The sequence below is a fragment of the Rhizobium sp. AN6A genome, from assembly GCF_900215635.1.
Taxonomy (GTDB): Bacteria; Pseudomonadota; Alphaproteobacteria; order Rhizobiales; family Rhizobiaceae; genus Agrobacterium; species Agrobacterium tumefaciens.
In genome coordinates this window covers 64469-90380 of record NZ_OCNC01000004.1, presented here as the reverse complement: position 1 = coordinate 90380, position 25912 = coordinate 64469, and the positions used below count along the sequence as shown (strand labels likewise).

Annotated in this window: 22 protein-coding genes and 1 tRNA gene; 20 read left to right on the top strand and 3 right to left on the bottom strand. The window is 57.2% G+C overall.

What is annotated here, in order from left to right:
• Positions 1–917: 917 nt before the first annotated feature.
• Entirely contained in the window at positions 918–1550 is a 633-nt protein-coding gene (locus CRO62_RS13040; RefSeq protein ID WP_003513029.1) for a TerC family protein, read from the bottom strand.
• Between the two features lie 432 nt (positions 1551–1982).
• On the opposite strand from CRO62_RS13040, the gene tuf (CRO62_RS13035) reads away from it, so the two are divergent.
• The 12 genes from tuf (CRO62_RS13035) (at position 1983) to rpoC (ending at position 16935) form a co-directional block, all read left to right on the top strand.
• Positions 1983–3158: an elongation factor Tu gene (tuf, locus tag CRO62_RS13035; protein WP_013636434.1), complete on the top strand. Its 1176-nt coding sequence runs from the start codon at positions 1983–1985 to the stop codon at positions 3156–3158.
• 345 nt (positions 3159–3503) lie between these two features.
• Positions 3504–4310, top strand: a complete 807-nt coding sequence (locus tag CRO62_RS13030) for a glycosyltransferase family 2 protein (RefSeq protein WP_097100525.1) — start codon at positions 3504–3506, stop codon at positions 4308–4310.
• A gap of 240 nt (positions 4311–4550) precedes the next feature.
• Positions 4551–4626: transfer RNA gene (locus CRO62_RS13025), tRNA-Trp, on the top strand.
• Between the two features lie 184 nt (positions 4627–4810).
• Positions 4811–5011, top strand: a complete 201-nt coding sequence (secE, locus tag CRO62_RS13020) for a preprotein translocase subunit SecE (protein ID WP_003507689.1) — start codon at positions 4811–4813, stop codon at positions 5009–5011.
• A 21-nt stretch (positions 5012–5032) separates the two neighbouring features.
• Positions 5033–5563 (top strand): transcription termination/antitermination protein NusG, encoded by a 531-nt coding sequence (gene nusG / locus CRO62_RS13015; RefSeq protein WP_003519353.1) that lies wholly within the window; start codon positions 5033–5035, stop codon positions 5561–5563.
• 145 nt (positions 5564–5708) lie between these two features.
• The gene (gene rplK, locus CRO62_RS13010) at positions 5709–6140 is read left to right on the top strand and encodes a 50S ribosomal protein L11 (RefSeq protein ID WP_003519352.1); all 432 of its coding nucleotides are present in this window, start codon (positions 5709–5711) and stop codon (positions 6138–6140) included.
• A gap of 2 nt (positions 6141–6142) precedes the next feature.
• Entirely contained in the window at positions 6143–6838 is a 696-nt protein-coding gene (rplA, locus tag CRO62_RS13005) for a 50S ribosomal protein L1 (RefSeq protein ID WP_025593957.1), read from the top strand.
• A 357-nt stretch (positions 6839–7195) separates the two neighbouring features.
• On the top strand, positions 7196–7714 hold the full coding sequence (gene rplJ, locus CRO62_RS13000; protein ID WP_003519348.1) for a 50S ribosomal protein L10: 519 nt from the start codon (positions 7196–7198) through the stop codon (positions 7712–7714).
• 59 nt (positions 7715–7773) lie between these two features.
• The gene (rplL, locus tag CRO62_RS12995) at positions 7774–8151 is read left to right on the top strand and encodes a 50S ribosomal protein L7/L12 (protein WP_003519347.1); all 378 of its coding nucleotides are present in this window, start codon (positions 7774–7776) and stop codon (positions 8149–8151) included.
• A gap of 29 nt (positions 8152–8180) precedes the next feature.
• The gene (locus CRO62_RS27210; RefSeq protein ID WP_153793990.1) at positions 8181–8348 is read left to right on the top strand and encodes a hypothetical protein; all 168 of its coding nucleotides are present in this window, start codon (positions 8181–8183) and stop codon (positions 8346–8348) included.
• A 64-nt stretch (positions 8349–8412) separates the two neighbouring features.
• Positions 8413–12549, top strand: a complete 4137-nt coding sequence (gene rpoB, locus CRO62_RS12990; RefSeq protein WP_097100524.1) for a DNA-directed RNA polymerase subunit beta — start codon at positions 8413–8415, stop codon at positions 12547–12549.
• Between the two features lie 180 nt (positions 12550–12729).
• A complete protein-coding gene (gene rpoC / locus CRO62_RS12985; protein ID WP_003519344.1) occupies positions 12730–16935 on the top strand; it encodes a DNA-directed RNA polymerase subunit beta' in 4206 nt (1401 codons plus the stop codon).
• Positions 16936–17035: 100 nt separating this feature from the next.
• Here rpoC and CRO62_RS12980 read toward each other — a convergent pair whose 3' ends face one another.
• Positions 17036–18160, bottom strand: a complete 1125-nt coding sequence (locus CRO62_RS12980) for a helix-turn-helix transcriptional regulator (RefSeq protein ID WP_097100523.1) — start codon at positions 18158–18160, stop codon at positions 17036–17038.
• A gap of 264 nt (positions 18161–18424) precedes the next feature.
• Complete coding sequence (locus CRO62_RS12975) at positions 18425–18718, bottom strand: hypothetical protein (RefSeq protein ID WP_003519341.1); 294 nt, start codon at positions 18716–18718, stop codon at positions 18425–18427.
• 530 nt (positions 18719–19248) lie between these two features.
• Here CRO62_RS12975 and rpsL point away from each other — a divergent pair.
• From rpsL to CRO62_RS12935, 8 genes are all read left to right on the top strand, one after another.
• Positions 19249–19620 (top strand): 30S ribosomal protein S12, encoded by a 372-nt coding sequence (rpsL, locus tag CRO62_RS12970; protein WP_003507760.1) that lies wholly within the window; start codon positions 19249–19251, stop codon positions 19618–19620.
• A gap of 77 nt (positions 19621–19697) precedes the next feature.
• Positions 19698–20168 (top strand): 30S ribosomal protein S7, encoded by a 471-nt coding sequence (gene rpsG / locus CRO62_RS12965; RefSeq protein ID WP_003507761.1) that lies wholly within the window; start codon positions 19698–19700, stop codon positions 20166–20168.
• Between the two features lie 34 nt (positions 20169–20202).
• Positions 20203–22302 carry an elongation factor G gene (gene fusA / locus CRO62_RS12960; RefSeq protein WP_003519335.1) on the top strand — a complete coding sequence of 700 codons (2100 nt, stop codon included), beginning with the start codon at positions 20203–20205 and terminating at the stop codon, positions 22300–22302.
• A gap of 66 nt (positions 22303–22368) precedes the next feature.
• Positions 22369–23544: an elongation factor Tu gene (gene tuf, locus CRO62_RS12955; RefSeq protein ID WP_013636434.1), complete on the top strand. Its 1176-nt coding sequence runs from the start codon at positions 22369–22371 to the stop codon at positions 23542–23544.
• 313 nt (positions 23545–23857) lie between these two features.
• Complete coding sequence (gene rpsJ / locus CRO62_RS12950) at positions 23858–24166, top strand: 30S ribosomal protein S10 (protein WP_003507767.1); 309 nt, start codon at positions 23858–23860, stop codon at positions 24164–24166.
• 166 nt (positions 24167–24332) lie between these two features.
• Positions 24333–24974, top strand: a complete 642-nt coding sequence (gene rplC / locus CRO62_RS12945; RefSeq protein WP_003516149.1) for a 50S ribosomal protein L3 — start codon at positions 24333–24335, stop codon at positions 24972–24974.
• 12 nt (positions 24975–24986) lie between these two features.
• Positions 24987–25607 (top strand): 50S ribosomal protein L4, encoded by a 621-nt coding sequence (gene rplD, locus CRO62_RS12940; RefSeq protein ID WP_003516147.1) that lies wholly within the window; start codon positions 24987–24989, stop codon positions 25605–25607.
• On the top strand, positions 25604–25897 hold the full coding sequence (locus CRO62_RS12935) for a 50S ribosomal protein L23 (protein ID WP_003495178.1): 294 nt from the start codon (positions 25604–25606) through the stop codon (positions 25895–25897). Before rplD ends, CRO62_RS12935 begins: the two co-directional genes overlap by 4 nt.
• Positions 25898–25912 lie beyond the last annotated feature (15 nt).

The window sequence follows — 25912 nt, the reverse complement described above, 5'->3', positions numbered from 1 at the left end:
TGCCCTGCAAATCCTGCTGGCAAGGGAGCGGCTGGCATTTTCTCGCTCATCGACGTGTTGACGTTCGACGGGTTCAGGCAACCCCGGTTTCGGGTAGGTAAAATCTGCGAATGGTTTGCGATTCAGCATCTTGATAGAAAGAGTTGATCTTGCGGTTTGATCCGCATCCAGCAATCAAACGGTTACGGCTGTCCCGTGGCGGCTGGCCGGCAATGTGGGCGGATGACCAGACGATTTCGAAACTACCTCGCCGTACTCGCCATATCATTACTGATGTGGACGTTGGTGCTTGGCGTCATTTATTGGCTGTTTCGATAGGTCTTGCCGCAGCTTCCGCGCCAAAATGAACCCGCTTTAACGCATATGTTAGGCGGCATAACCGCGAGATGCCTTCGCGGCTGATATTCTGCAAATCTTGCCAACAAGGGGTGGACGTTGCCCCCGAAGGAGCGGCGGCAGGGCGGTTTTAGGAAACCTCACCATGCCGCCGGTCAGCGTTGAATTGCGCGCAGCGCGTTCAGCCTAGAACGAGCGCTGTTAAGAGCGCCAGCAGGATTAATGAGCTTGCAACAGCGCCCAGCTTCATCCTGCGAAGGCGGCGGGTACGACCGCCGGTCCAGTCATAAGCCATTGGCAGCTTTACCTTTCTTTTTATTTTTATGACTTATTAACTAGCTCACTAGGCTTGCCCGTGGCTGACCTCAATTGCCAAAATCCATAGGCAAAAAATCACGATTTCCCTGTCTTATCCGAATGTTGCAGCGGACGCGGCGACCGATTCCCGTGTGCGCCGATTTCACCTGCGCGCGCGCTTGCAATGCTGCGTAGGCGAGGGGTGCATTGGTGTGGGCATGACAAGAAAAGGCCCGGAAACTCTCGTTTCCAGGCCTTTCGGGACGAATATGTGACTGCCAGTCTCAGCCGAAATAGGGCTTGATGTAGGGCAGGACTTCGATCACGCCGTGATACAGCATGTTGAGCGCCACATAGATGATGACCATCAGGCCAAGATACGAAATCCAACGGTAACGGTGCAGCAACTTGGCGACGAAATTGGCAGCCAGTCCCATGAGGGCGATCGAGACGACCAGACCGATGATCAGCACCGTGACATGATCCTGCGCGGCGCCGGCGACGGCAAGCACGTTGTCCAGCGACATGGACACATCGGCGATGACGATCTGGGTTGCGGCCTGAAAGAAGGTCTTGTGACCTTTGGTCAGGTCAGCCTCTTCGTCCGTCACCTCGTCTTCAATGGAGCCTGCGGCTTCGCGCAGTTCGGACCACATCTTCCAGCACACCCAGGCAAGCAGAAGCCCGCCGAAGAGTTGCAGCCCGACAATGGAGAGAAGCTGCACGGTGACGGCGGCAAAGCCGATGCGCAATACGGTGGCGGCGATGATGCCGACCAGGATCGCCTTTCGGCGAAGATGGGCGGGAAGACCGGCGGCGGCAAGGCCGATGACGATGGCATTGTCGCCTGCGAGAACGAGATCGATCGCAATGACTTGCATGAATGCCGTGAAGCCGGCGGCTGTGAAGATTTCCATTGAGCGGTCCTGAAACGGATGTAATTTCGCGCCGGAGAGCGCGGCTGATCAATATGTGGCATAGAGGTTTTGCGCCTGGGCGCATCGTCCCGCTCGCCCGTCTCCCCCCGGAGATGAAATTTCCTTAAGCCATGATGCGGGTCCAGGTAAAGAAGTTGTGATAAAGAAAAAGCTTATTTAACGATCCGATTGTGCGAAGAGGGGTACAGGCGGGGTCCCATCCGTGCCTCCCATCTGGCCGTCGCGCGGGAAGGCTGAGCCAGCTTTGAATATCGCGCGGAACGCACCATATATGCACCTTGAGGCGCGCCTTGGGCGTGCGCGACGGTGCTTTGACAATTAAGTCTTGCGCATTCGCTTACAAAGCCTTAAACGGCGACACCAAACCGGTTCGCCGGGAAAACTACTTCACGTTCACAGGAAGCAATTCACATGGCAAAGAGCAAGTTTGAGCGCAATAAGCCGCACGTCAACATTGGCACGATCGGTCACGTCGACCACGGCAAGACGTCGTTGACTGCTGCGATCACGAAGTATTTCGGCGAGTTCAAGGCGTACGACCAGATCGACGCTGCTCCTGAAGAAAAGGCTCGCGGCATCACGATCTCGACGGCGCACGTCGAATACGAAACGCCGAACCGTCACTACGCACACGTCGACTGCCCCGGCCACGCCGACTACGTGAAGAACATGATCACCGGTGCTGCCCAGATGGACGGCGCGATCCTGGTTTGCTCTGCAGCTGACGGCCCGATGCCGCAGACGCGCGAGCACATCCTGCTTGCTCGCCAGGTTGGCGTTCCGGCGATCGTCGTGTTCCTCAACAAGGTCGACCAGGTTGACGACGCCGAGCTTCTCGAGCTCGTCGAACTGGAAGTTCGCGAACTTCTGTCGTCCTACGACTTCCCGGGCGACGATATTCCGATCGTCAAGGGTTCGGCACTTGCTGCTCTTGAAGATTCCGACAAGAAGATCGGTGAAGACGCAATCCGCGAGCTGATGGCTGCTGTTGACGCCTACATCCCGACGCCTGAGCGTCCGATCGACCAGCCGTTCCTGATGCCGATCGAAGACGTGTTCTCGATCTCTGGCCGTGGTACGGTTGTGACGGGTCGCGTTGAGCGCGGTATCGTCAAGGTTGGTGAAGAAGTCGAAATCGTCGGCATTCGTCCGACGTCGAAGACGACGGTTACCGGCGTTGAAATGTTCCGCAAGCTGCTCGACCAGGGCCAGGCTGGCGACAACATCGGTGCTCTCGTTCGCGGCGTTACCCGTGACGGCGTTGAGCGTGGCCAGATCCTGTGCAAGCCGGGTTCGGTCAAGCCGCACAAGAAGTTCATGGCAGAAGCCTACATTCTGACGAAGGAAGAAGGCGGCCGTCATACGCCGTTCTTCACGAACTACCGTCCGCAGTTCTACTTCCGTACGACTGACGTTACCGGTATCGTTTCGCTTCCTGAAGGCACGGAAATGGTTATGCCTGGCGACAACGTCACTGTTGAAGTCGAGCTGATCGTTCCGATCGCGATGGAAGAAAAGCTGCGCTTCGCTATCCGCGAAGGCGGCCGTACCGTCGGCGCCGGCATCGTCGCTTCTATCGTCGAGTAATTTTCGACAGACGGCGGTCTCGCCGGATTTAAAAATCTAGTTCTAAAACGGCGGTGTCTTCGGCACCGCCGTTTTTTTATGTAAAAATCGATTTTGTAAATTTATATAGTTGAAAGATTCGTATATTTTCCTAATGTGAAGATGTAGTCGGATGTTGTATTTCGATTTATGCTCATATCGGACGCGCTATATTTGAGGGATTTATAATGTATTCTTCTTTTGAATAATTTCCCCGAGGTCCGGCGATCATCATTCGCCTGTAATGCGTCTGGCGTAGACGAGGCGACATCAACCATGGCTTGGCTGGCTTGATTTCATCGGCCAGTTTTCTTCCGAGACGACTTCATGTCCGATTTAACTGTTGTGCTGACCAGCTGCCGCCGTCCTGATCTTCTCATCGGAACTCTCGATAGCTTCTTTTCTACTAATGATTACCCGCTACGGGAATTTATCATTATCGAGGACTCTGACGACGAATCGGTGCGCGCGATTCCAGCGCGATATCCAGAGCAACCGATCCGCGTCATTTTGAATGGCGTCAACATTGGGCAGCACCGCTCTATCGACCGGGCATATTCGGAAGTGCAAACTCCTTACATCCTGCATCTTGAAGACGACTGGGCGTTTCCTGTTTCGCAAGTTGTGGGCAGGGGCATCGAAATACTGAAGCGGGACCCGCGAGTGGCGCTCGTTCAACTCAGAACCGATGACGACATGCCCCGTGACATTCGGCGCAACGCGCAGGCAGTTGAAGATATAGGGTATTGGCGGATACCGCCGACCGCGCATCGTGTCTGGCATAGCTTCACCTTCAATCCGACCGTCAAGCGGTTGTCCTGCTATAAAAAACTACCGCAAGGTTATGCGGGTTTCCGGACAGAGGCGGAGATTAGTATCTTTTATAAGGATCAGGGCGCGATCATGGCGTGGTTGGCCGAAACCGGCGTCAGCCATTCGGGATTTGGCCGCAGCAATTATGGCCTTAAGAAACGCCGTGGTTGGCGCGGTGTGGCACAAGAACTCGATCGATTCTTTTCGCTCGCGACAGTCCGTAAATGGCGGCGTTCGGTGGCGCGCAACGTCGCGCATTTCAAGCGCAAGTATCGGGAGCGTCAGTTGATCACGTCCGATCGCAGTGCGCTTGAGCCGTAAAAGATTTAGTTCGGTTGGGAAAGGTATCAAACCAGCGCATTTGGATGCCGCAAAGCGGTTCGTTGAGGTGACGGACTTGGGGGTAACCGGTTAAGCGGCCGAGGAAAAAACGTGGCGGGGAGGGCGTCAACAGTTTCTTCCGAAAGCGAATAAAAAGCGCTTGCCATTCTTTTCCGTGCGCCTTAAAGGGAACGCATACCGAAGCGGCCAAGTGATTTTCGTGGTCGGCTAAGGTGTTAAAGGGGTATAGCTCAGTTGGTAGAGCGGCGGTCTCCAAAACCGCAGGTCGTAAGTTCGAGCCTTACTGCCCCTGCCACTTTCCATTCGCAAGCGCGGTCTTCGCTGCATGGCAGATGGGTGCCGGTTTTCCGGCGAATTTCGCCGAATGTCGATTTCCTCTTGTTAAAACTGGAATCGGTGTTTATGTAAGGTCAAAACAGACACGCGGTGCGTGGGGCTGATTAGTTCGGCTTTACGCGCCGTAATTGCGTGGGCAGTCAATGGCATCCAAAACCAATCCGTTTACGTTTCTGCAGCAGGTTCGCGCCGAAGCGTCTAAAATCACTTGGCCGTCGCGCCGCGAGACCATGATTTCGACGGCTATGGTGCTTGTGATGGTCATTTTTGCGGCTCTGTTCTTTTTTGCTGCTGACCAGCTCATCGGCTGGGTGCTTAGCCTCGTGCTGAACGTCGGCCGGTAACGGATTGAACGGAGAATAAAAATGGCAGCGCGCTGGTATATCGTTCACGCATATTCGAATTTCGAAAAGAAGGTCGCTGAGTCGATCGAAGAGAAGGCTCGTCAGAAGGGTCTTGATCATCTTTTTGAGAAAATCCTCGTTCCGACCGAAAAGGTTGTCGAGGTGCGTCGTGGCCGCAAGGTCGACAGCGAGCGCAAGTTCTTTCCAGGTTACGTGCTTGTGCGCGCCAACCTGACGGATGAGGCCTATCACCTCATCAAGAACACGCCGAAGGTGACCGGTTTCCTCGGTTCGGACAATAAGCCTGTTCCGATTCCGGATTATGAAGCCGATCGTATCCTCGGTCAGGTTCAGGAAGGCGTCGAGCGTCCGAAGTCTTCGGTTTCGTTCGAGGTCGGCGAGCAGGTTCGCGTTTCCGATGGTCCGTTCGCGTCGTTCAACGGCGTTGTTCAGGATGTCGACGAAGAGCGTTCGCGCCTGAAGGTGGAAGTTTCGATTTTCGGCCGCGCTACGCCGGTCGAGCTGGAATACAGTCAGGTCGAGAAGGTCTGACTGGAGGGGTGAAGCCCCAATCGCGTGGAAGGCAAACGGGCTCCCATGGCCGGGGCAGGGCGCCGCACCACGCAACCGCAGCCGCCGGAGCGATCCGGCTAGAAGAGAAGCCGGGAAACCGGTTTGAATTGAAAGGCAGAGAGATATGGCTAAGAAAGTTATGGGCCAGCTCAAGCTGCAGGTGAAGGCAGGGTCGGCCAATCCGTCCCCGCCGATCGGTCCTGCACTTGGTCAGCGCGGCATCAACATCATGGAATTCTGCAAGGCGTTCAATGCCGCCACGCAGGAAATGGAAAAGGGTATGCCGATTCCGGTCGTCATCACCTATTACCAGGACAAGTCCTTCACCTTCGTCATGAAGCAGCCGCCGATGACCTATTGGCTGAAGAAGGAAGCAAAGATCACCTCCGGCTCCAAGACGCCTGGCAAGGGCGCCAAGGTTGGCTCCATCACCAAGGCTCAGGTCAAGACGATCGCTGAAGCCAAGATGAAGGATCTGAATGCTGCCGATATCGAAGGCGCAATGGCAATGGTTGAGGGCTCTGCCCGCGCCATGGGCCTGGAAGTAGTAGGTTGATCATGGCCAAGGTAGCAAAGCGTATTCAGAAGATCCGCGAAGGTGTGGATCCCAACAAGCTCTACGTTCTCACCGACGCCATTTCGATGGTCAAGGAACGTGCGATTGCCAAGTTCGACGAAACCGTTGAAGTTTCGATGAACCTCGGCGTTGACCCGCGCCATGCGGACCAGATGGTTCGCGGCGTTGTCAACCTGCCGAACGGCACGGGCCGTGACGTTCGCGTCGCCGTTTTCGCACGTGGCGCCAAGGCTGATGAAGCCACGGCTGCTGGTGCTGACGTTGTTGGCGCAGAAGAACTGGTTGAAATCGTTCAGGGCGGCAAGATCGACTTCGATCGTTGCATCGCGACCCCGGACATGATGCCGCTCGTCGGCCGTCTCGGCAAGGTACTCGGCCCGCGTGGCATGATGCCGAACCCGAAGGTCGGTACGGTGACGATGGATGTTGCCGGTGCCGTCAAGGCGTCCAAGGGCGGCGCTGTCGAGTTCCGTGTCGAAAAGGCCGGTATCGTACACGCTGGTATTGGCAAGGCTTCGTTCGACGCCAAGGCTCTTGAAGAGAACATCAAGGCTTTCGCCGATGCGGTCATCAAGGCAAAGCCGACGGGTGCCAAGGGCAACTACGTCAAGCGCGTTGCCATCTCCTCGACCATGGGTCCGGGCGTCAAGATCGAACCTTCGTCGGTTACGGCTTAATCAATTCTCGTGCTTCCCTGTCGGGAAGCGTGATTAAAAGAATTTCCGGCTCTCAGGGAGCCGGAGATTTCCGGGGAAACCCGGAACTCCTGTCCGAGATTGCGGGTGGCCATGTCCTTCGGGGTTTGGCCTTAATAATTCAACCTGCATGAGACGGGTGAGGCTGGATTTGAGGCATCGCAGATGCCTGACTGTCCGGTTCGAACCTGGTGTGCCTGTGCCTGAAGCCGTTTGCGGCGACAGAGCGGGGGACAGGATCCTCGAGCGTCGCTCGGGATCTTTGTAAAAAGGTCCCTTGGGGCAAAGGCAAACCCGACGGGTTCACACTTATGTGGCCCCGTCTACTGGAGACAGACAGTGGAAAGAGCGGAAAAACGCGAATTCGTCACGGAGCTGAACGAAGTCTTCAAGGCTTCCGGTTCGGTTGTCGTGGCCCACTATGCTGGTGTCACCGTTGCGCAAATGAACGACTTCCGTTCGAAAATGCGCGCTGCCGGAGGCACCGTCAAGGTCGCGAAGAACCGCCTGGCCAAGATCGCTCTTCAGGGCACGGAGTCGGAAGGGATGACAGATCTCTTCAAGGGCCAGACGCTGATTGCATACAGCGTCGACCCTATGATTGCTCCGAAAGTCGTCATGGATTTCGCAAAGACCAACGATAAAGTCGTTGTTCTCGGCGGTTCCATGGGCGCAACCACGCTCAACGCCGAAGCAGTCAAGTCGCTTGCGACCCTGCCTTCGCTGGACGAGCTGCGCGCAAAGCTGCTGGGCCTACTCAACGCCCCGGCAACTCGCGTCGCCACGGTTGTCGCAGCACCTGCAAGCCAGCTTGCACGGGTGTTCTCGGCTTACGCCAAGAAGGACGAAGCCGCTTAAGGCGGTTTTTCGCTGTAATTATTCAAACTGGTTCGAACTGAACAAAAGGAACTATCAAAATGGCTGATCTCGCAAAGATCGTTGAAGACCTCTCCACCCTGACCGTTCTGGAAGCTGCAGAACTGTCGAAGCTTCTCGAAGAAAAGTGGGGCGTTTCCGCTGCTGCTCCGGTAGCTGTTGCTGCTGCTGGCGGTGCTGGCGCTGCTGCTGTCGTTGAAGAAGAAAAGACCGAATTCGACGTGATCCTGGTTGACGCTGGCGCCAACAAGATCAACGTCATCAAGGAAGTCCGCGCTATCACGGGTCTCGGCCTGAAGGAAGCTAAGGACCTCGTTGAAGGCGCTCCGAAGGCTGTCAAGGAAGCTGTTTCCAAGGCTGAAGCTGCTGACCTCAAGAAGAAGCTTGAAGACGCTGGCGCCAAGGTCGACGTTAAGTAATCTTGCGATTGCTGGCGGGAAGGGGCTTCATGCCCCTTTCCGTCGTCATCGTTTTAAAACTTATTACCCAAAAGCCGCGTGAAAATGGCTTTTGGGTAATGGGTTCTTCAAGAGAATGGTTCCGAACCGGCTCATCTAGGCAATCCGGCCTGATCGATCCGGGATGTGGAACGAGATTGATGACACCCATTGCTTGACGGGATCGACTGGCCATCGGTTCCCGTCCGTTGCAGGCCCGGATGCAATTTTAAAGGAGCGACGATGGCTCAGACCCTTTCGTTTAACGGTCGCAGGCGCGTACGCAAGTTTTTCGGCAAAATTCCAGAAGTAGCGGAAATGCCGAACCTCATCGAGGTTCAGAAGGCTTCGTATGACCAGTTTCTCATGGTTGACGAGCCCAAGGGTGGCCGTCCCGACGAGGGATTGAATGCCGTATTCAAATCCGTATTCCCGATCACCGATTTTTCCGGCGCATCCATGCTCGAATTCGTATCTTACGAATTCGAAGCGCCGAAGTTCGACGTCGAGGAATGCCGTCAGCGCGATCTGACCTATGCAGCGCCGCTGAAAGTGACGCTGCGCCTCATCGTGTTCGATATCGACGAGGATACAGGCGCGAAGTCCATCAAGGACATCAAGGAACAGTCCGTATACATGGGCGACATGCCGCTCATGACCAATAACGGCACATTCATCGTCAACGGTACAGAGCGCGTCATCGTTTCGCAGATGCACCGTTCGCCGGGCGTATTCTTCGACCACGACAAGGGCAAGAGCCATTCTTCCGGCAAGCTTTTGTTCGCTGCCCGCGTCATCCCGTATCGCGGTTCCTGGCTCGACATCGAGTTCGACGCCAAGGACATCGTCTATGCGCGTATCGACCGTCGCCGCAAGCTGCCCGTGACCTCGCTCCTGATGGCGCTTGGCATGGATGGCGAAGAAATCCTGTCGACGTTCTACAGCAAGGCTTCCTACGAGCGCTCCGGCGATGGCTGGCGCATTCCGTTCCAGCCTGAAACGCTGAAGAATGCCAAGGTCATCACCGACATGATCGACGCCGACACCGGCGAAGTCGTTGTCGAAGGTGGCAAGAAGCTGACTCCGCGTCTTATCCGCCAGCTCGTCGACAAGGGCCTGAAGGCACTTAAGGCGACTGACGAAGACCTCTACGGCAACTTCCTTGCCGAAGACATCGTCAACTACTCGACGGGTGAGATCTATCTCGAAGCCGGCGATGAAATCGACGAAAAGACGCTCGGCCTCATTCTTCAGTCCGGCTTTGACGAGATTCCGGTCCTCAACATCGACCACGTCAATGTTGGCGCCTATATCCGCAACACGCTGCATGCGGACAAGAACCAGAACCGCCAGGAAGCGCTGTTCGACATCTACCGCGTCATGCGTCCGGGTGAGCCGCCGACCATGGATTCGGCAGAAGCGATGTTCAACTCGCTGTTCTTCGATGCAGAACGTTATGATCTCTCGGCTGTTGGCCGCGTGAAGATGAACATGCGTCTCGACCTCGACGCGGAAGACACCGTGCGCACGCTGCGCAAGGAAGACATCCTCGCTGTCGTCAAGATGCTGGTCGAACTGCGCGACGGCAAGGGCGAAATCGACGACATCGACAACCTCGGCAACCGCCGTGTGCGTTCGGTCGGTGAGCTGATGGAAAACCAGTACCGCCTCGGCCTTCTGCGCATGGAACGTGCGATCAAGGAACGTATGTCCTCGATCGAAATCGACACCGTGATGCCGCAGGACCTGATCAATGCGAAGCCGGCAGCTGCCGCCGTTCGCGAATTCTTCGGTTCCTCGCAGCTGTCGCAGTTCATGGACCAGGTGAACCCGCTTTCGGAAATCACCCACAAGCGCCGTCTTTCGGCTCTTGGACCGGGTGGTCTGACCCGTGAGCGTGCCGGCTTCGAAGTCCGCGACGTTCACCCGACCCACTACGGCCGTATTTGCCCGATCGAAACGCCGGAAGGCCCGAACATCGGTCTGATCAACTCGCTTGCCACCTTTGCCCGCGTCAACAAGTACGGCTTCATCGAAAGCCCGTACCGCAAGATCATCGACGGCAAGGTGACGACCGACGTTATCTACCTCTCCGCCATGGAAGAGGCCAAGTACTACGTCGCACAGGCCAATGCCGAGCTCGATGGCGAAGGCGCCTTCACTGAAGAGTTCGTTGTTTGCCGTCACTCGGGCGAAGTTATGCTCGCACCGCGCGACAACATCAACCTGATGGACGTTTCGCCGAAGCAGCTCGTTTCGGTCGCAGCGGCTCTCATTCCGTTCCTGGAAAACGACGACGCCAACCGCGCTCTCATGGGCTCGAACATGCAGCGTCAGGCCGTTCCGCTTCTGCGGGCGGAAGCGCCGTTCGTCGGTACAGGCATGGAACCGATCGTCGCCCGTGACTCCGGCGCTGCCATCGCGGCTCGCCGCGGCGGTGTCGTCGACCAGGTGGATGCGACCCGTATCGTTATCCGCGCTACGGAAGAACTCGATGCCGGCAAGTCGGGCGTCGATATCTACCGTCTGCAGAAGTTCCAGCGTTCGAACCAGAACACCTGCGTCAACCAGCGTCCGCTGGTCGCTGTCGGTGACATCATCTCCAAGGGTGACATCATCGCTGATGGTCCGTCGACCGACCTCGGCGATCTGGCGCTCGGCCGTAACGCGCTCGTCGCGTTCATGCCCTGGAACGGCTACAACTACGAAGACTCGATCCTGATGTCGGAACGTATCGTTTCCGACGACGTGTTCACCTCCATCCACATCGAAGAATTCGAAGTGATGGCGCGTGACACGAAGCTTGGTCCGGAAGAAATCACGCGCGACATTCCGAACGTTTCGGAAGAAGCGCTGAAGAACCTCGACGAAGCCGGTATCGTTTACATCGGTGCGGAAGTTCAGCCTGGCGATATCCTCGTCGGCAAGATCACGCCGAAGGGCGAAAGCCCGATGACGCCGGAAGAAAAGCTTCTGCGCGCCATCTTCGGTGAAAAGGCTTCCGACGTTCGCGACACCTCCATGCGCATGCCTCCGGGCACGTTTGGTACCGTTGTGGAAGTCCGCGTCTTCAACCGTCACGGTGTGGAGAAGGACGAGCGCGCGATGGCAATCGAGCGCGAAGAGATCGAACGTCTGGCAAAGGACCGCGACGACGAACAGGCAATTCTCGACCGTAACGTCTACGGCCGCCTGATCGACATGCTGCGTGGTCACGTTTCCATCGCCGGTCCGAAGGGCTTCAAGAAGGGCGTCGAGCTTTCCAACGCCGTCGTCTCCGAATATCCCCGCTCGCAGTGGTGGATGTTTGCAGTCGAAGACGAGAAGGCCCAGTCCGAACTGGAAGCACTTCGCGGCCAGTACGACGAATCCAAGTCGCGCCTTGAACAGCGCTTCATGGACAAGGTCGAAAAGGTCCAGCGCGGCGATGAAATGCCTCCTGGCGTCATGAAGATGGTCAAGGTCTTCGTTGCTGTGAAGCGCAAGATCCAGCCGGGCGACAAGATGGCCGGCCGTCACGGTAACAAGGGCGTCGTCTCGCGTATCGTTCCTGTCGAGGACATGCCGTTCCTCGAAGACGGCACGCATGTCGACATCTGCTTGAACCCGCTCGGCGTGCCTTCGCGCATGAACGTCGGCCAGATCCTCGAAACCCACCTCGCATGGGCATGCGCAGGTATGGGCAAGAAGATCGGCGAGATGCTCGAAGAGTATCGCAAGACGATGGACATCAGCGAGCTTCGCACGGAGCTTACCGAAATTTATGCGAGTGAATCGCATGACGAGGTAAAGCGCTTCGACGACGAATCGCTGGTCAAGCTTGCCGAAGAAGCCAAGCGCGGTGTTTCCATCGCGACCCCGGTCTTCGACGGTGCGCATGAACCCGACGTTGCCGCGATGCTGAAGAAGGCAGGTCTGCATGAATCCGGTCAGTCCGTTCTTTATGACGGTCGTACCGGCGAGCCGTTCGACCGCAAGGTCACCGTCGGCTACATGTACATGATCAAGCTGAACCACCTTGTTGACGACAAGATCCACGCTCGCTCGATCGGTCCTTACTCGCTCGTTACCCAGCAGCCGCTGGGCGGCAAGGCGCAGTTCGGCGGACAGCGCTTCGGGGAAATGGAAGTCTGGGCTCTGGAAGCATACGGCGCGGCTTACACGCTGCAGGAAATGCTCACCGTCAAGTCGGACGACGTGGCGGGCCGCACCAAGGTCTACGAGGCTATCGTCCGTGGCGACGATACCTTCGAGGCCGGTATCCCCGAGAGCTTCAACGTTCTCGTCAAGGAAATGCGGTCGCTCGGTCTTTCGGTCGAACTGGAGAACTCGAAGGTCGAGAACCAGCCCGAGGATCAGCTGCCCGACGCAGCGGAATAAAGATGAGAGAGGCGGGCGCCGTGTTGGCGCCTGCCGGTTCCCCGGCGACCAATGGTTGCCGCGGGACACTTTCGCCGCATTGTGCGGTTAATCCGTATTTAAAGCTCTGGACGGTGACCCGGGAAGAAGCCGGTCCAGATGCAAACAGGGGCAGCAGCTAGCCTCTCAAGGAGACAAGGCATGAACCAAGAGGTCATGAATCTTTTCAATCCTCAGGTGCCTGCGCAGCATTTCGATTCCATCCGGATTTCGATCGCTTCGCCGGAAAAAATCCTGTCGTGGTCCTACGGCGAGATCAAGAAGCCGGAAACCATCAACTATCGTACGTTCAAGCCGGAACGCGATGGTCTCTTCTGCGCGCGCATTTTCGGACCTATCAAGGACTACGAGTGCCTGTGCGGCAAGTACAAGCGCATGAAGTACAAGGGCATCATCTGCGAAAAGTGCGGCGTTGAAGTCACGCTGTCGCGCGTTCGCCGTGAGCGCATGGGCCATATCGAGCTCGCAGCGCCCGTTGCCCATATCTGGTTCCTGAAGTCGCTTCCCTCGCGTATCTCGACCTTGCTCGACATGACGCTGAAGGATGTCGAGCGCGTTCTCTATTTCGAGAACTACATCGTCACCGAACCCGGCCTCACCTCGATGAAGCAGAACCAGCTTCTGTCCGAGGAAGAGTACATGATCGCCGTTGACGAGTTCGGCGAAGACCAGTTCACCGCCATGATCGGCGCTGAAGCCATCTACGAGATGCTGGCTTCGATGAACCTCGAAAAGATCGCCGGCGACCTGCGTGCCGAGCTTGCCGAGACCACCTCGGATCTCAAGCAGAAGAAGTTCATGAAGCGTCTCAAGATCGTTGAGAACTTCATGGAATCCGGCAATCGTCCGGAATGGATGATCATGAAGGTCGTTCCGGTTATTCCGCCGGACCTTCGTCCGCTGGTTCCGCTGGATGGTGGCCGTTTCGCGACGTCCGACCTCAACGATCTCTATCGCCGCGTCATCAACCGTAACAACCGTCTGAAGCGCCTGATCGAGCTTCGCGCGCCTGGTATCATCATCCGCAACGAAAAGCGTATGTTGCAGGAATCCGTCGATGCGCTGTTCGATAACGGCCGTCGCGGTCGCGTCATCACGGGTGCCAACAAGCGTCCGCTGAAGTCGCTGTCCGACATGCTCAAGGGCAAGCAGGGCCGCTTCCGCCAGAACCTTCTCGGCAAGCGCGTCGACTATTCCGGCCGTTCGGTCATCGTGACCGGTCCGGAACTGAAGCTGCACCAGTGCGGCCTGCCGAAGAAGATGGCGCTCGAGCTGTTCAAGCCGTTCATCTATGCCCGCCTCGACGCCAAGGGTTACTCCTCGACCGTCAAGCAGGCCAAGAAGCTGGTTGAAAAGGAAAAGCCTGAAGTTTGGGATATCCTCGACGAGGTCATCCGCGAGCATCCGGTCCTTCTGAACCGCGCACCGACGCTGCACCGTCTGGGTATCCAGGCTTTCGAACCCATGCTGGTCGAAGGCAAGGCCATCCAGCTGCATCCGCTCGTCTGCACGGCTTTCAACGCCGACTTCGACGGCGACCAGATGGCCGTTCACGTGCCGCTCTCGCTCGAAGCCCAGCTTGAAGCCCGCGTGCTGATGATGTCGACCAACAACATCCTGCATCCGGCAAACGGCCATCCGATCATCGTTCCTTCGCAGGACATGGTTCTCGGCCTGTATTACCTGTCGATCATGAACCAGAATGAGCCCGGCGAAGGCATGGCCTTCTCGGACATCGGCGAATTGCATCACGCGCTTGAAAACAAGGTCGTGACGCTGCATGCCAAGATCCGTGGTCGCTTCAAGACCGTGGATGCTGACGGCAAGCCGGTTTCCAAGATCCATGAAACGACGCCTGGCCGTATGCTGATCGGCGAACTTCTGCCGAAGAACGTCAACGTGCCGTTCGACGTCTGCAACCAGGAAATGACCAAGAAGAACATCTCCAAGATGATCGACACGGTCTACCGTCATTGCGGCCAGAAAGACACGGTCATCTTCTGCGACCGGATCATGCAGCTCGGCTTTGCTCACGCTTGCCGCGCCGGTATTTCGTTCGGCAAGGACGACATGGTCATTCCGGACAGCAAGGTTAAGATCGTCGGTGACACCGAAGCCTTGGTGAAGGAATACGAACAGCAGTATAACGACGGTCTCATCACCCAGGGCGAAAAGTACAACAAGGTTGTCGACGCCTGGGGTAAGGCAACCGAAAAGGTCGCCGAAGAAATGATGGCGCGCATCAAGGCTGTGGAATTCGACCCGGAAACGGGCCGCCAGAAGCCGATGAACTCCATCTACATGATGAGCCACTCGGGCGCCCGCGGTTCACCGAACCAGATGCGTCAGCTGGGCGGCATGCGCGGCCTGATGGCCAAGCCCTCGGGCGAAATCATCGAGACGCCTATCATCTCGAACTTCAAGGAAGGCCTGACCGTTAACGAGTACTTCAACTCGACCCACGGTGCCCGTAAGGGTCTTGCAGACACCGCCTTGAAGACGGCGAACTCGGGTTACCTTACCCGCCGTCTCGTCGACGTGGCACAGGATTGCATCGTCAACTCCGTGGATTGCGGCACCGACAAGGGCCTCACCATGACCGCCATCGTCGATGCCGGTCAGGTCGTTGCCTCGCTCGGCGCACGTATCCTCGGCCGTACGGCTCTTGATGACATCGACAATCCGGTGACTGGCGAGAACATCGTCAAGGCCAGAACGTTGATCGACGAAGCCGACGTTGCCATCATCGAGAAGGCTGGCATCCAGTCCGTCCGTATCCGCTCGGCACTGACCTGCGAAGTGCAGGTCGGCGTTTGCGGCGTCTGCTACGGTCGTGACCTTGCTCGCGGTACTCCGGTCAACATGGGCGAAGCCGTTGGCGTCATCGCCGCACAGTCGATCGGTGAACCCGGCACGCAGCTCACCATGCGTACCTTCCACCTTGGCGGTACGGCAAACGTGGTCGACCAGTCGTTCCTGGAAGCTTCGTACGAAGGCACGATCCAGATCAAGAACCGCAACATCCTGCGGAACTCCGATGGCGTTCTCATCGCAATGGGCCGTAACATGTCGGTCACCATTCTCGATGAGCGCGGCGTGGAACGTTCCTCGCAGCGTGTCGCTTACGGTTCGAAGATCTTCGTTGATGACGGCGACAAGGTAAAACGCGGCCAGCGTCTTGCAGAGTGGGACCCCTACACCCGTCCGATGATGACGGAAGTGGAAGGTACCGTTCACTTCGAGGACCTCGTCGACGGTCTTTCCGTTCTGGAAGCCACCGACGAATCCACCGGCATCACCAAGCGTCAGGTTATTGACTGGCGTTCGACGCCGCGCGGTTCGGACCTCAAGCCCGCGATCATCATCAAGGATGCTTCCGGCGCTGTCGCAAAGCTTAGCCGCGGTGGCGAAGCCCGCTTCCACCTCTCCGTGGACGCGATCCTGTCGGTTGAGCCTGGTTCGAAGGTCTTCCAGGGTGACGTGCTTGCACGTTCGCCGCTGGAAAGCGCCAAGACCAAGGACATCACCGGTGGTCTGCCGCGCGTTGCCGAACTGTTCGAAGCACGTCGTCCGAAGGATCACGCTGTCATCGCCGAAATCGATGGTACGATCCGCCTCGGTCGCGACTACAAGAACAAGCGTCGCGTGATGATCGAGCCTGCGGAAGACGGCGTCGAGCCGGTCGAATACCTGATTCCGAAGGGCAAGCCCTTCCATCTTCAGGAAGGCGACTACATCGAGAAGGGCGAATACATTCTCGACGGCAATCCGGCACCGCACGACATTCTGGCGATCAAGGGCGTAGAGGCTTTGGCTTCCTACCTCGTGAACGAAATCCAGGAAGTCTACCGACTGCAGGGCGTTGTGATCAACGACAAGCACATCGAGGTGATCGTTCGCCAGATGCTGCAGAAGGTCGAGATCACCGATGCGGGCGACAGCCACTACATCGTTGGCGACAATGTCGATCGTATCGAGCTTGACGACAACAACGACCGCCTGATCGAAGAAGGCAAGAAGCCCGCTTATGGCGATCCGGTTCTTCTCGGCATCACCAAGGCGTCGCTGCAGACGCCGTCCTTCATCTCGGCCGCATCGTTCCAGGAAACCACCAAGGTTCTCACGGAAGCTGCGATCGCCGGCAAGACGGACACGCTGCAGGGCCTCAAGGAAAACGTCATTGTCGGCCGCCTCATCCCGGCCGGTACCGGCGGCACCATGACGCAGATCCGCCGCATCGCCACCTCGCGCGACGACCTCATTCTCGAGGAACGCCGCAAGGGTACGGGTGCAGGCTCTGCAACACAGATGCTGCAGGACATGACGGATCCGGCTCCGGCCGAATAAGGTCTGCTCAAGGGCAGGGGCTTTACGAAGCCCCGCCAAAGTTCAGTAAAAAAACGCCCGGAGCAATCCGGGCGTTTTTTGTTTTGGTCGGGTTCGAAGGTCAGATCTGGTCCTTCACATGGCCAGTCCCGTCTTGGGTTCTTTCCTGCTCACCGATGGTGTAGCGCGTCAAAACGGAAAGCCGGCGAACGAGATCGGTCTGGCCCGTACTGCCGGTCTTTGCATAGATAGACTTGGCGTTGCTGCGAACCGTTTCGTGCGAGATTTGAAGTTGCTTTGCCACGGAGGGAAGCGAAAGGCCTTTCAGGATTTCCAGCGCGACACGGGCCTCGCCCTTGGTGAGATCGTATAACCCTTTCAGAAGGGGCGTGACGTCGGCAACGGTGTCCGATGGTTGCGATATCAGCACGATGGCGCTGCCGTTAGGGGATAAATCCAGCGCGTCCTTGCGCAGCGGTATGACGTGAAGGATGCATACCCTGTCTTCGCTTGTCGGCAGGGGTAGGGAACTGACACTGCCGCCGGCGAGCGCCTTGTAGAGCAGCCGGTTTATTCTCTCGTCCAAGATCAAGATCCTGTCGCGGGCGCGGGTGGAAATACACTTTTTGGTCGCCTCGAACAGAGTATTGGTGGAAAGAACACGTCCGCTTGCCTGAAGCACCGCCGCCGGCGCACCGATTGCGTTGAGGCCGAGCGTGATGGCATCTGCTTTCTGGCGTTGCAGCCCTGTTGCCAGGGTGAGGCTGCGGGCGATATGCGGCCTCAACCGGCCAAGTGCCGCCATGGTTTCCGGACCAATGGTTCCTCTGTCGAGCTTGCGTTCGAACAGCAGTGTCATTTCGGGATGATCCGGCGGCGCAACCTGTGTTGCCACCCCATATCCCAGTCCACGCGGCATCAGGAAATCGCGCACGATTGGCAGCCCCGCCCATTCGTCAGGGGTAAAGATATCGAAATCATGCACGAAGGAAAATTGGCCCTCGCGGACAGCGCGTGTGAGGCGATCGTTGCGGTGGTTCCAGCCGCCCTTCATGAAGGCTTGCATGAGCTCCTGGAAATTGGGCGGATAGAGCCACGCTTCATCCTCGCCTTTGCCCCAGGTGAGGGCGCCGCCCCAGAAATCGAGCCGGTGGCCGATTGCGGCTATCACGTTCGCCCAGCGATCGGGAAAAAGTGCTGCCTCGTAAATGTCATCTATAATGTCTGCCGAAGATATATTATCCAACCCGCCACCGAAATCATGCGTCGGGATTACTTTAATCTTATATCTTCGTATAGTTCAACGGAAATACAAATAATACTATTATACGTAAAGTATATAATCTATCAGTGACTTAATATATTGAAATTTACCAAGGTATTTTGCAGGAAAAGGTGGCTGGCACGCAAGATTTCGGCTTTGGCATCAGGTCCTGGAAGGCAACCGCCCTGGTGTGGGCGGGTGCCGCTTTATCGGTGGTGATGCATTTGTCGCGGTGAGGGCGGTCCCTCAGGCGAAACGGATGATGGCGACTTCGCCCTCGAGGGCGCCCTGATAGGCGGAAGCGTGCGGCTCTTCGTCCGGAACTTCGGTCAGCATGCCGATCTGGTCGAGGTCGGCTTCGATGAAACCTTCCTCCGAAAGCGCGTTCAGCGTTTCGCGTACGGCGGTGTCGTCGTCCGGCGCCCGCAGAATGACGTGGATGTCGATGCCTTCGGAATTGTCGTGCTCGTAAGCCTTGCCGATGACGATGAAGACCATCGGCTCGTCGCGTCCGTTGTCGTTGTCGGGGAGGTTGGTCATGACGCGGTTCCTTGATATGTCGTTGTGGAGTATGCGGGCCGGACGGAATCGGTCTTGCGCGCGGCGGTGCCAGCTCCGGCCCGCTTGAGGGAATCAATAGACGGATTTTGTGAAAAGCCAAAGGCCGGAGGTCAAAATCGCTGTTGCCGGCTGTGAGTTATGTTAAAACGAGGGGGCAAAGGGCCTGTGCGCAGGCTTTGTGGCCTCGGGTGCCAGCGCAAAATGCGGATTCGCCCTTGACGAAAGCTGGCTAAAACAGTAGTACGCCCGCCATCGGAGCCTCTATCTGTGCTGGCCGTTCGGAAACGTTTTTCCCGAACATCATCTCAAATGAAGCTTCATTGCACGTAGAAGACACGAATGTTGCACGCAAGACGCCTCATCCGGCGTCCTCTGCTCTTGGTGGTCCATCCGTGAAAACGGATCGGGCCACGTTTTGCGCATGAGGATATATGCGTGCTTCGTCGCCGGAAACGGCATAGCCGCCACCCGTGAGGGTGGCTAAAGTAGTTTTTGCAAGGGATGGTTATATGCCTACCGTAAACCAGCTGATCCGTAAGCCCCGCCAGGCACAGGTAAAGCGCAACAAGGTTCCTGCACTTCAGGAAAACCCGCAGAAGCGTGGTGTTTGCACCCGCGTTTACACGACGACCCCGAAGAAGCCGAACTCGGCTCTGCGTAAGGTTGCCAAGATCCGTCTCACCAACGGCTTCGAAGTCATCGGCTACATTCCCGGCGAAGGTCACAACCTTCAGGAACACTCCGTGGTCATGATCCGCGGCGGCCGCGTAAAGGACTTGCCGGGTGTGCGTTACCACATCATCCGCGGTGTTCTCGATACCCAGGGCGTCAAGAACCGCAAGCAGCGCCGTTCGAAGTACGGTGCGAAGCGTCCGAAGTAATTTTCGGCAACAACAATCAGGCGCTGCGCGAGGTTCTCCGCGTGGTTTAGCGTCAATAACATTGAGAGACAAAGAATATGTCCCGTCGCCATAGTGCAGAAAAGCGTGAGATCAACCCGGACCCGAAGTTCGGCGATCTCGTCGTCACCAAGTTCATGAATGCCATCATGCTTCACGGCAAGAAGTCCGTCGCAGAAAGCATCGTTTACGGCGCGTTCGACGTCGTTCAGGGCAAGACGAAGCAGGAGCCGCTCGGCGTGTTCCACTCCGCCCTCGACAACGTTGCTCCGCATGTTGAAGTGCGTTCGCGTCGCGTTGGCGGTGCTACGTATCAGGTCCCGGTCGACGTTCGTCCGGAGCGCCGTCAGGCTCTCGCCATCCGCTGGCTGATCACTGCTGCTCGCAAGCGTAACGAAACGACCATGGTCGATCGCCTTTCCGGCGAACTCATGGACGCTGCGAACAACCGCGGTTCCGCCGTCAAGAAGCGTGAAGACACGCACAAGATGGCCGACGCAAACCGCGCATTCTCGCATTACCGCTGGTAATCTTAAACGGTCGCATATCGAAAGGCAGTCCATTATGGCTCGCGAATATAAAATCGAAGACTACCGCAATTTCGGTATCATGGCGCATATCGACGCCGGTAAGACGACGACCACCGAGCGTATTCTTTATTACACCGGTAAGTCGCACAAGATCGGCGAAGTTCATGATGGCGCTGCCACGATGGACTGGATGGAGCAGGAGCAGGAACGTGGTATCACCATCACGTCCGCTGCGACCACGACCTTCTGGAAGGGTCGCGATGGCAAGATGCGCCGTTTCAACATCATCGACACCCCCGGCCACGTTGACTTCACCATTGAAGTCGAGCGTTCGCTGCGCGTTCTCGACGGTGCCATCGCTCTTCTCGACGCCAACGCCGGTGTAGAGCCGCAGACGGAAACCGTCTGGCGTCAGGCTGAGAAGTACAACGTTCCGCGTATGATCTTCTGCAACAAGATGGACAAGACCGGTGCTGACTTCTACCGCTCGGTAGAAATGATCAAGACCCGTCTCGGCGCTACCGCCGTTGTCATGCAGCTGCCGATCGGCGCTGAGACCGAGTTCAAGGGCGTTATCGACCTGATCGAGATGAACGCACTCATCTGGCGCGACGAATCGCTCGGCGCTCAGTGGGACGTCGTCGAAATTCCTGAAGACATGAAGGCCAAGGCAGAAGAATATCGCGAAAAGCTGATCGAGACCGTTGTCGAGATCGACGAAGAAGCGATGGAAGACTACCTGAACGGCATCATGCCCGACAATGAGAAGATCCGTTCGCTCGTTCGCCGCGGCACCATCGACGTGAAGTTCCACCCGATGTTCTGCGGTACCGCGTTCAAGAACAAGGGCGTTCAGCCGCTTCTCGACGCCGTCGTCGACTACCTGCCTTCGCCGCTGGACATTCCCGCGATCAAGGGCATCGACTTCAAGACCGAAGCCGAAATCGAGCGTCATGCCGATGACAGCGAGCCGCTTTCCATGCTCGCGTTCAAGATCATGAACGACCCCTTCGTCGGTTCGCTGACCTTCGCCCGCATCTACTCCGGCAAGCTCGAAAAGGGCACGTCGGTCATCAACACGGTGAAGGACAAGCGCGAGCGCGTCGGCCGTATGCTGCAGATGCATTCCAACAGCCGTGAAGACATCGAAGAAGCCTTTGCCGGCGACATCGTTGCTCTGGCTGGCCTCAAGGAAACCACCACTGGCGATACGCTCTGCGATCCGCTGAAGCCGGTTATCCTCGAGCGCATGGAATTCCCTGAGCCGGTCATCCAGATCGCGATCGAGCCGAAGACCAAGGGCGACCAGGAAAAGATGGGCCTCGCGCTCAACCGCCTGGCTGCTGAAGATCCTTCGTTCCGCGTCAAGACGGATGAAGAATCCGGTCAGACGATCATCGCAGGCATGGGCGAACTTCACCTCGACATCCTCGTTGACCGTATGCGTCGCGAGTTCAAGGTTGAAGCAACCGTCGGTGCTCCGCAGGTTGCCTACCGCGAAACCATTACGCGTCAGCACGAAGAAGACTACACGCACAAGAAGCAGTCCGGTGGTACCGGTCAGTTTGCTCGCGTGAAGATCATCTTCGAACCGAACCCTGAAGGCGAAGAATTCAAGTTCGAATCCAAGATCGTCGGCGGTGCTGTTCCGAAGGAATACATCCCGGGCGTTCAGAAGGGTATCGAAAGCGTTCTGTCTTCCGGTCCGCTCGCTGGCTTCCCGATGCTGGGCGTCAAGGCTACTCTGATCGACGGCGCATACCACGATGTCGACTCCTCGGTTCTGGCGTTCGAAATCGCATCGCGTGCCTGCTTCCGTGAAGCAGCAAAGAAGGCTGGTGCACAGCTTCTCGAGCCGATGATGAAGGTCGAAGTCGTCACCCCTGAAGATTACGTCGGTGACGTGATCGGCGATCTGAACTCGCGTCGCGGTCAGATCCAGGGTCAGGAATCGCGTGGCATCACCATCGTGATCAGCGCACACGTTCCGCTCGCGAACATGTTCAAGTACGTCGACAACCTGCGCTCCATGTCGCAGGGCCGCGCGCAGTACTCGATGACGTTCGATCACTATTCGCCGGTTCCGTCGAACGTGGCGCAGGAAATCCAGGCAAAGTACTCCGGTCAGAAGTGATCGGGGTACGCCCCATCAGAGATTTGAAGATTACTCCCCTCAAGGGACAAGAATGGAGAGCCACTAATGGCAAAGAGCAAGTTTGAGCGCAATAAGCCGCACGTCAACATTGGCACGATCGGTCACGTCGACCACGGCAAGACGTCGTTGACTGCTGCGATCACGAAGTATTTCGGCGAGTTCAAGGCGTACGACCAGATCGACGCTGCTCCTGAAGAAAAGGCTCGCGGCATCACGATCTCGACGGCGCACGTCGAATACGAAACGCCGAACCGTCACTACGCGCACGTCGACTGCCCCGGCCACGCCGACTACGTGAAGAACATGATCACCGGTGCTGCCCAGATGGACGGCGCGATCCTGGTTTGCTCTGCAGCTGACGGCCCGATGCCGCAGACGCGCGAGCACATCCTGCTTGCTCGCCAGGTTGGCGTTCCGGCGATCGTCGTGTTCCTCAACAAGGTCGACCAGGTTGACGACGCCGAGCTTCTCGAGCTCGTCGAACTGGAAGTTCGCGAACTTCTGTCGTCCTACGACTTCCCGGGCGACGATATTCCGATCGTCAAGGGTTCGGCACTTGCTGCTCTTGAAGATTCCGACAAGAAGATCGGTGAAGACGCAATCCGCGAGCTGATGGCCGCTGTTGACGCCTACATCCCGACGCCTGAGCGTCCGATCGACCAGCCGTTCCTGATGCCGATCGAAGACGTGTTCTCGATCTCTGGCCGTGGCACGGTTGTGACGGGTCGCGTTGAGCGCGGTATCGTCAAGGTTGGTGAAGAAGTCGAAATCGTCGGCATTCGTCCGACGTCGAAGACGACGGTTACCGGCGTTGAAATGTTCCGCAAGCTGCTCGACCAGGGCCAGGCTGGCGACAACATCGGTGCTCTCGTTCGCGGCGTTACCCGTGACGGCGTTGAGCGTGGCCAGATCCTGTGCAAGCCGGGTTCGGTCAAGCCGCACAAGAAGTTCATGGCAGAAGCCTACATCCTGACGAAGGAAGAAGGCGGCCGTCATACGCCGTTCTTCACGAACTACCGTCCGCAGTTCTACTTCCGTACGACTGACGTTACCGGTATCGTTTCGCTTCCTGAAGGCACGGAAATGGTTATGCCTGGCGACAACGTGACTGTTGAAGTCGAGCTGATCGTTCCGATCGCGATGGAAGAAAAGCTGCGCTTCGCTATCCGCGAAGGCGGCCGTACCGTCGGCGCCGGCATCGTCGCTTCTATCGTCGAGTAATTTCACGACGTTGAAATTCAGACCGGCGGCGGTGTTACCCACACCGCCGCCGGGCTTTTAGTAAAAAAGCCTGGCGGCGTTGCATTTTTAGTGCTTGAAAAATTCGGTGAAAGCGCGTAAACGCGCATTCACACTCACCCGCTGGATTCGCAAGCAATTGCGGAGCGCGGTGTTTTAGCAATACAGACTACTGAAATGATTGGGGTGCGACGCGCATCCCTCTCGATTTTTGAAAATCTGCGGCGCCACGATCAATAGAAGTTCATGTGTTTCCGCGTGCGGAAACGAATAACAAAGAACAAGGACAAGACGAATGAACGGCCAGAATATCCGTATCCGCCTCAAGGCGTTCGATCACCGGATCCTCGATGCCTCTACCCGTGAAATCGTGTCGACCGCAAAGCGCACCGGCGCCAGCGTTCGCGGCCCGGTTCCGCTCCCCACCCGCATCGAAAAGTTTACCGTCAACCGCTCTCCTCACGTTGATAAGAAGAGCCGTGAACAGTTCGAAATGCGGACGCACAAGCGTCTTCTCGATATCGTTGACCCCACCCCGCAGACCGTCGATGCTCTGATGAAGCTCGATCTGGCTGCCGGCGTTGACGTGGAAATCAAGCTCTAAGACTGGCCTGACCTCATCCAAGTGAGGGCCATATAACAAGGAAGGTACGTGGAGAAATCCAACGGCTTCCAATCCGGAGACCGGAAACATCGTGAGATGTCGAAGGGCACTCCTTAACAAAGGCCAAAAAGGGTTTTCCCTTCAAGGCTCGCAAGAGGATGAACCAATGCGTTCAGGTGTGATTGCACAGAAAGTGGGTATGACCCGCGTCTACAACGACGCTGGTGAACATATTCCAGTAACAGTATTGCGGATGGATAACGTACAAGTCGTTTCCCAGCGCACGGAAGACAAGAATGGCTACACCGCAGTTCAGCTCGGTGCCGGCCAGTCCAAGGTCAAAAACACGACGAAGGCGCTTCGCGGTCATTTTGCCGCTGCCAATGTCGAACCGAAAGCAAAGCTCGTCGAGTTCCGGGTTTCCCCCGAGAACCTGATCGATATCGGTGCAACACTGACCGCAACTCATTTTCAGGCCGGCCAGCTGGTCGACGTAACGGGAACCACGATCGGTAAGGGTTTTGCCGGTGCTATGAAGCGTCACAACTTCGGTGGTGGTCGCGCTTCGCACGGTAACTCCGTATCGCACCGTGCGCACGGTTCGACTGGTAACAACCAGGATCCGGGCCGCGTGTGGAAGGGCAAGCGCATGGCTGGTCATATGGGCCAGACGCGCGTTACGACCCAGAACCTCGAAGTCGTTTCGACCGATGAAGACCGTGGCCTGATCCTCGTTAAGGGTGCAGTTCCCGGTTCCAAGGGCGCCTGGATCATCGTCCGCGACGCCGTCAAGTCGGCCGCGAAGTAAGGGAGCCTTATCATGGAATTGAACGTCAAGACCCTCGAGGGAAAAGACGCCGGCAAGGTTTCTCTGTCGGACGAGATTTTCGGCCTCGATCCCCGTCAGGATATCCTGGCCCGTATGGTTCGCTGGCAGCTTGCAAAGAAGCAGCAGGGAACTCACAAGACCAAGACCCGTGCGGAAGTTTCCCGTACTGGTGCGAAGATGTACAAGCAGAAGGGTACGGGCCGCGCTCGTCACCATTCGGCTCGCGCACCGCAGTTCCGCGGCGGCGGCAAGGCCCACGGCCCGGTCGTTCGCAGCCACGCACACGACCTTCCCAAGAAGGTTCGCGCGCTTGCTCTGCGTCACGCCCTGTCTGCAAAGCTGAAGGCTGAAGATCTGATCATCGTCGATCAGCTCGTCGCGTCCGAAGCAAAGACCAAGGCTCTGCTGGGCAGCTTCGCTTCGCTTGGCCTGACCAACGCTCTCGTTATCGGTGGCGCAGAACTTGATGGCAACTTCAAGCTCGCAGCTCAGAACATCCCGAATGTGGACGTTCTGCCGGTTCAGGGCATCAATGTTTACGACATCCTGCGTCGTGGCAAGCTCGTGCTTTCCAAGGCTGCTGTAGAGGCTCTGGAGGAGCGGTTCAAATGACGGATCTTCGCCACTACGATGTGATCGTATCTCCTTCGATCACGGAAAAGTCGACGCTGGTATCCGAACAGAACCAGGTCGTATTCAACGTCGCCAAAAGCGCTTCCAAGCCTGAAATCAAGGCTGCCGTGGAAGCTCTCTTCGGCGTCAAAGTCACGGCTGTGAACACGCTTATCCGCAAGGGTAAGACCCGTCGTTTCCGTGGGTTCGCCGGTAAGCTGAAAGACGTCAAGAAAGCCGTCGTTACGCTCGCCGAAGGTCAATCCATCGACGTGTCCACCGGACTCTAAAGGTTAGGCCCAAGC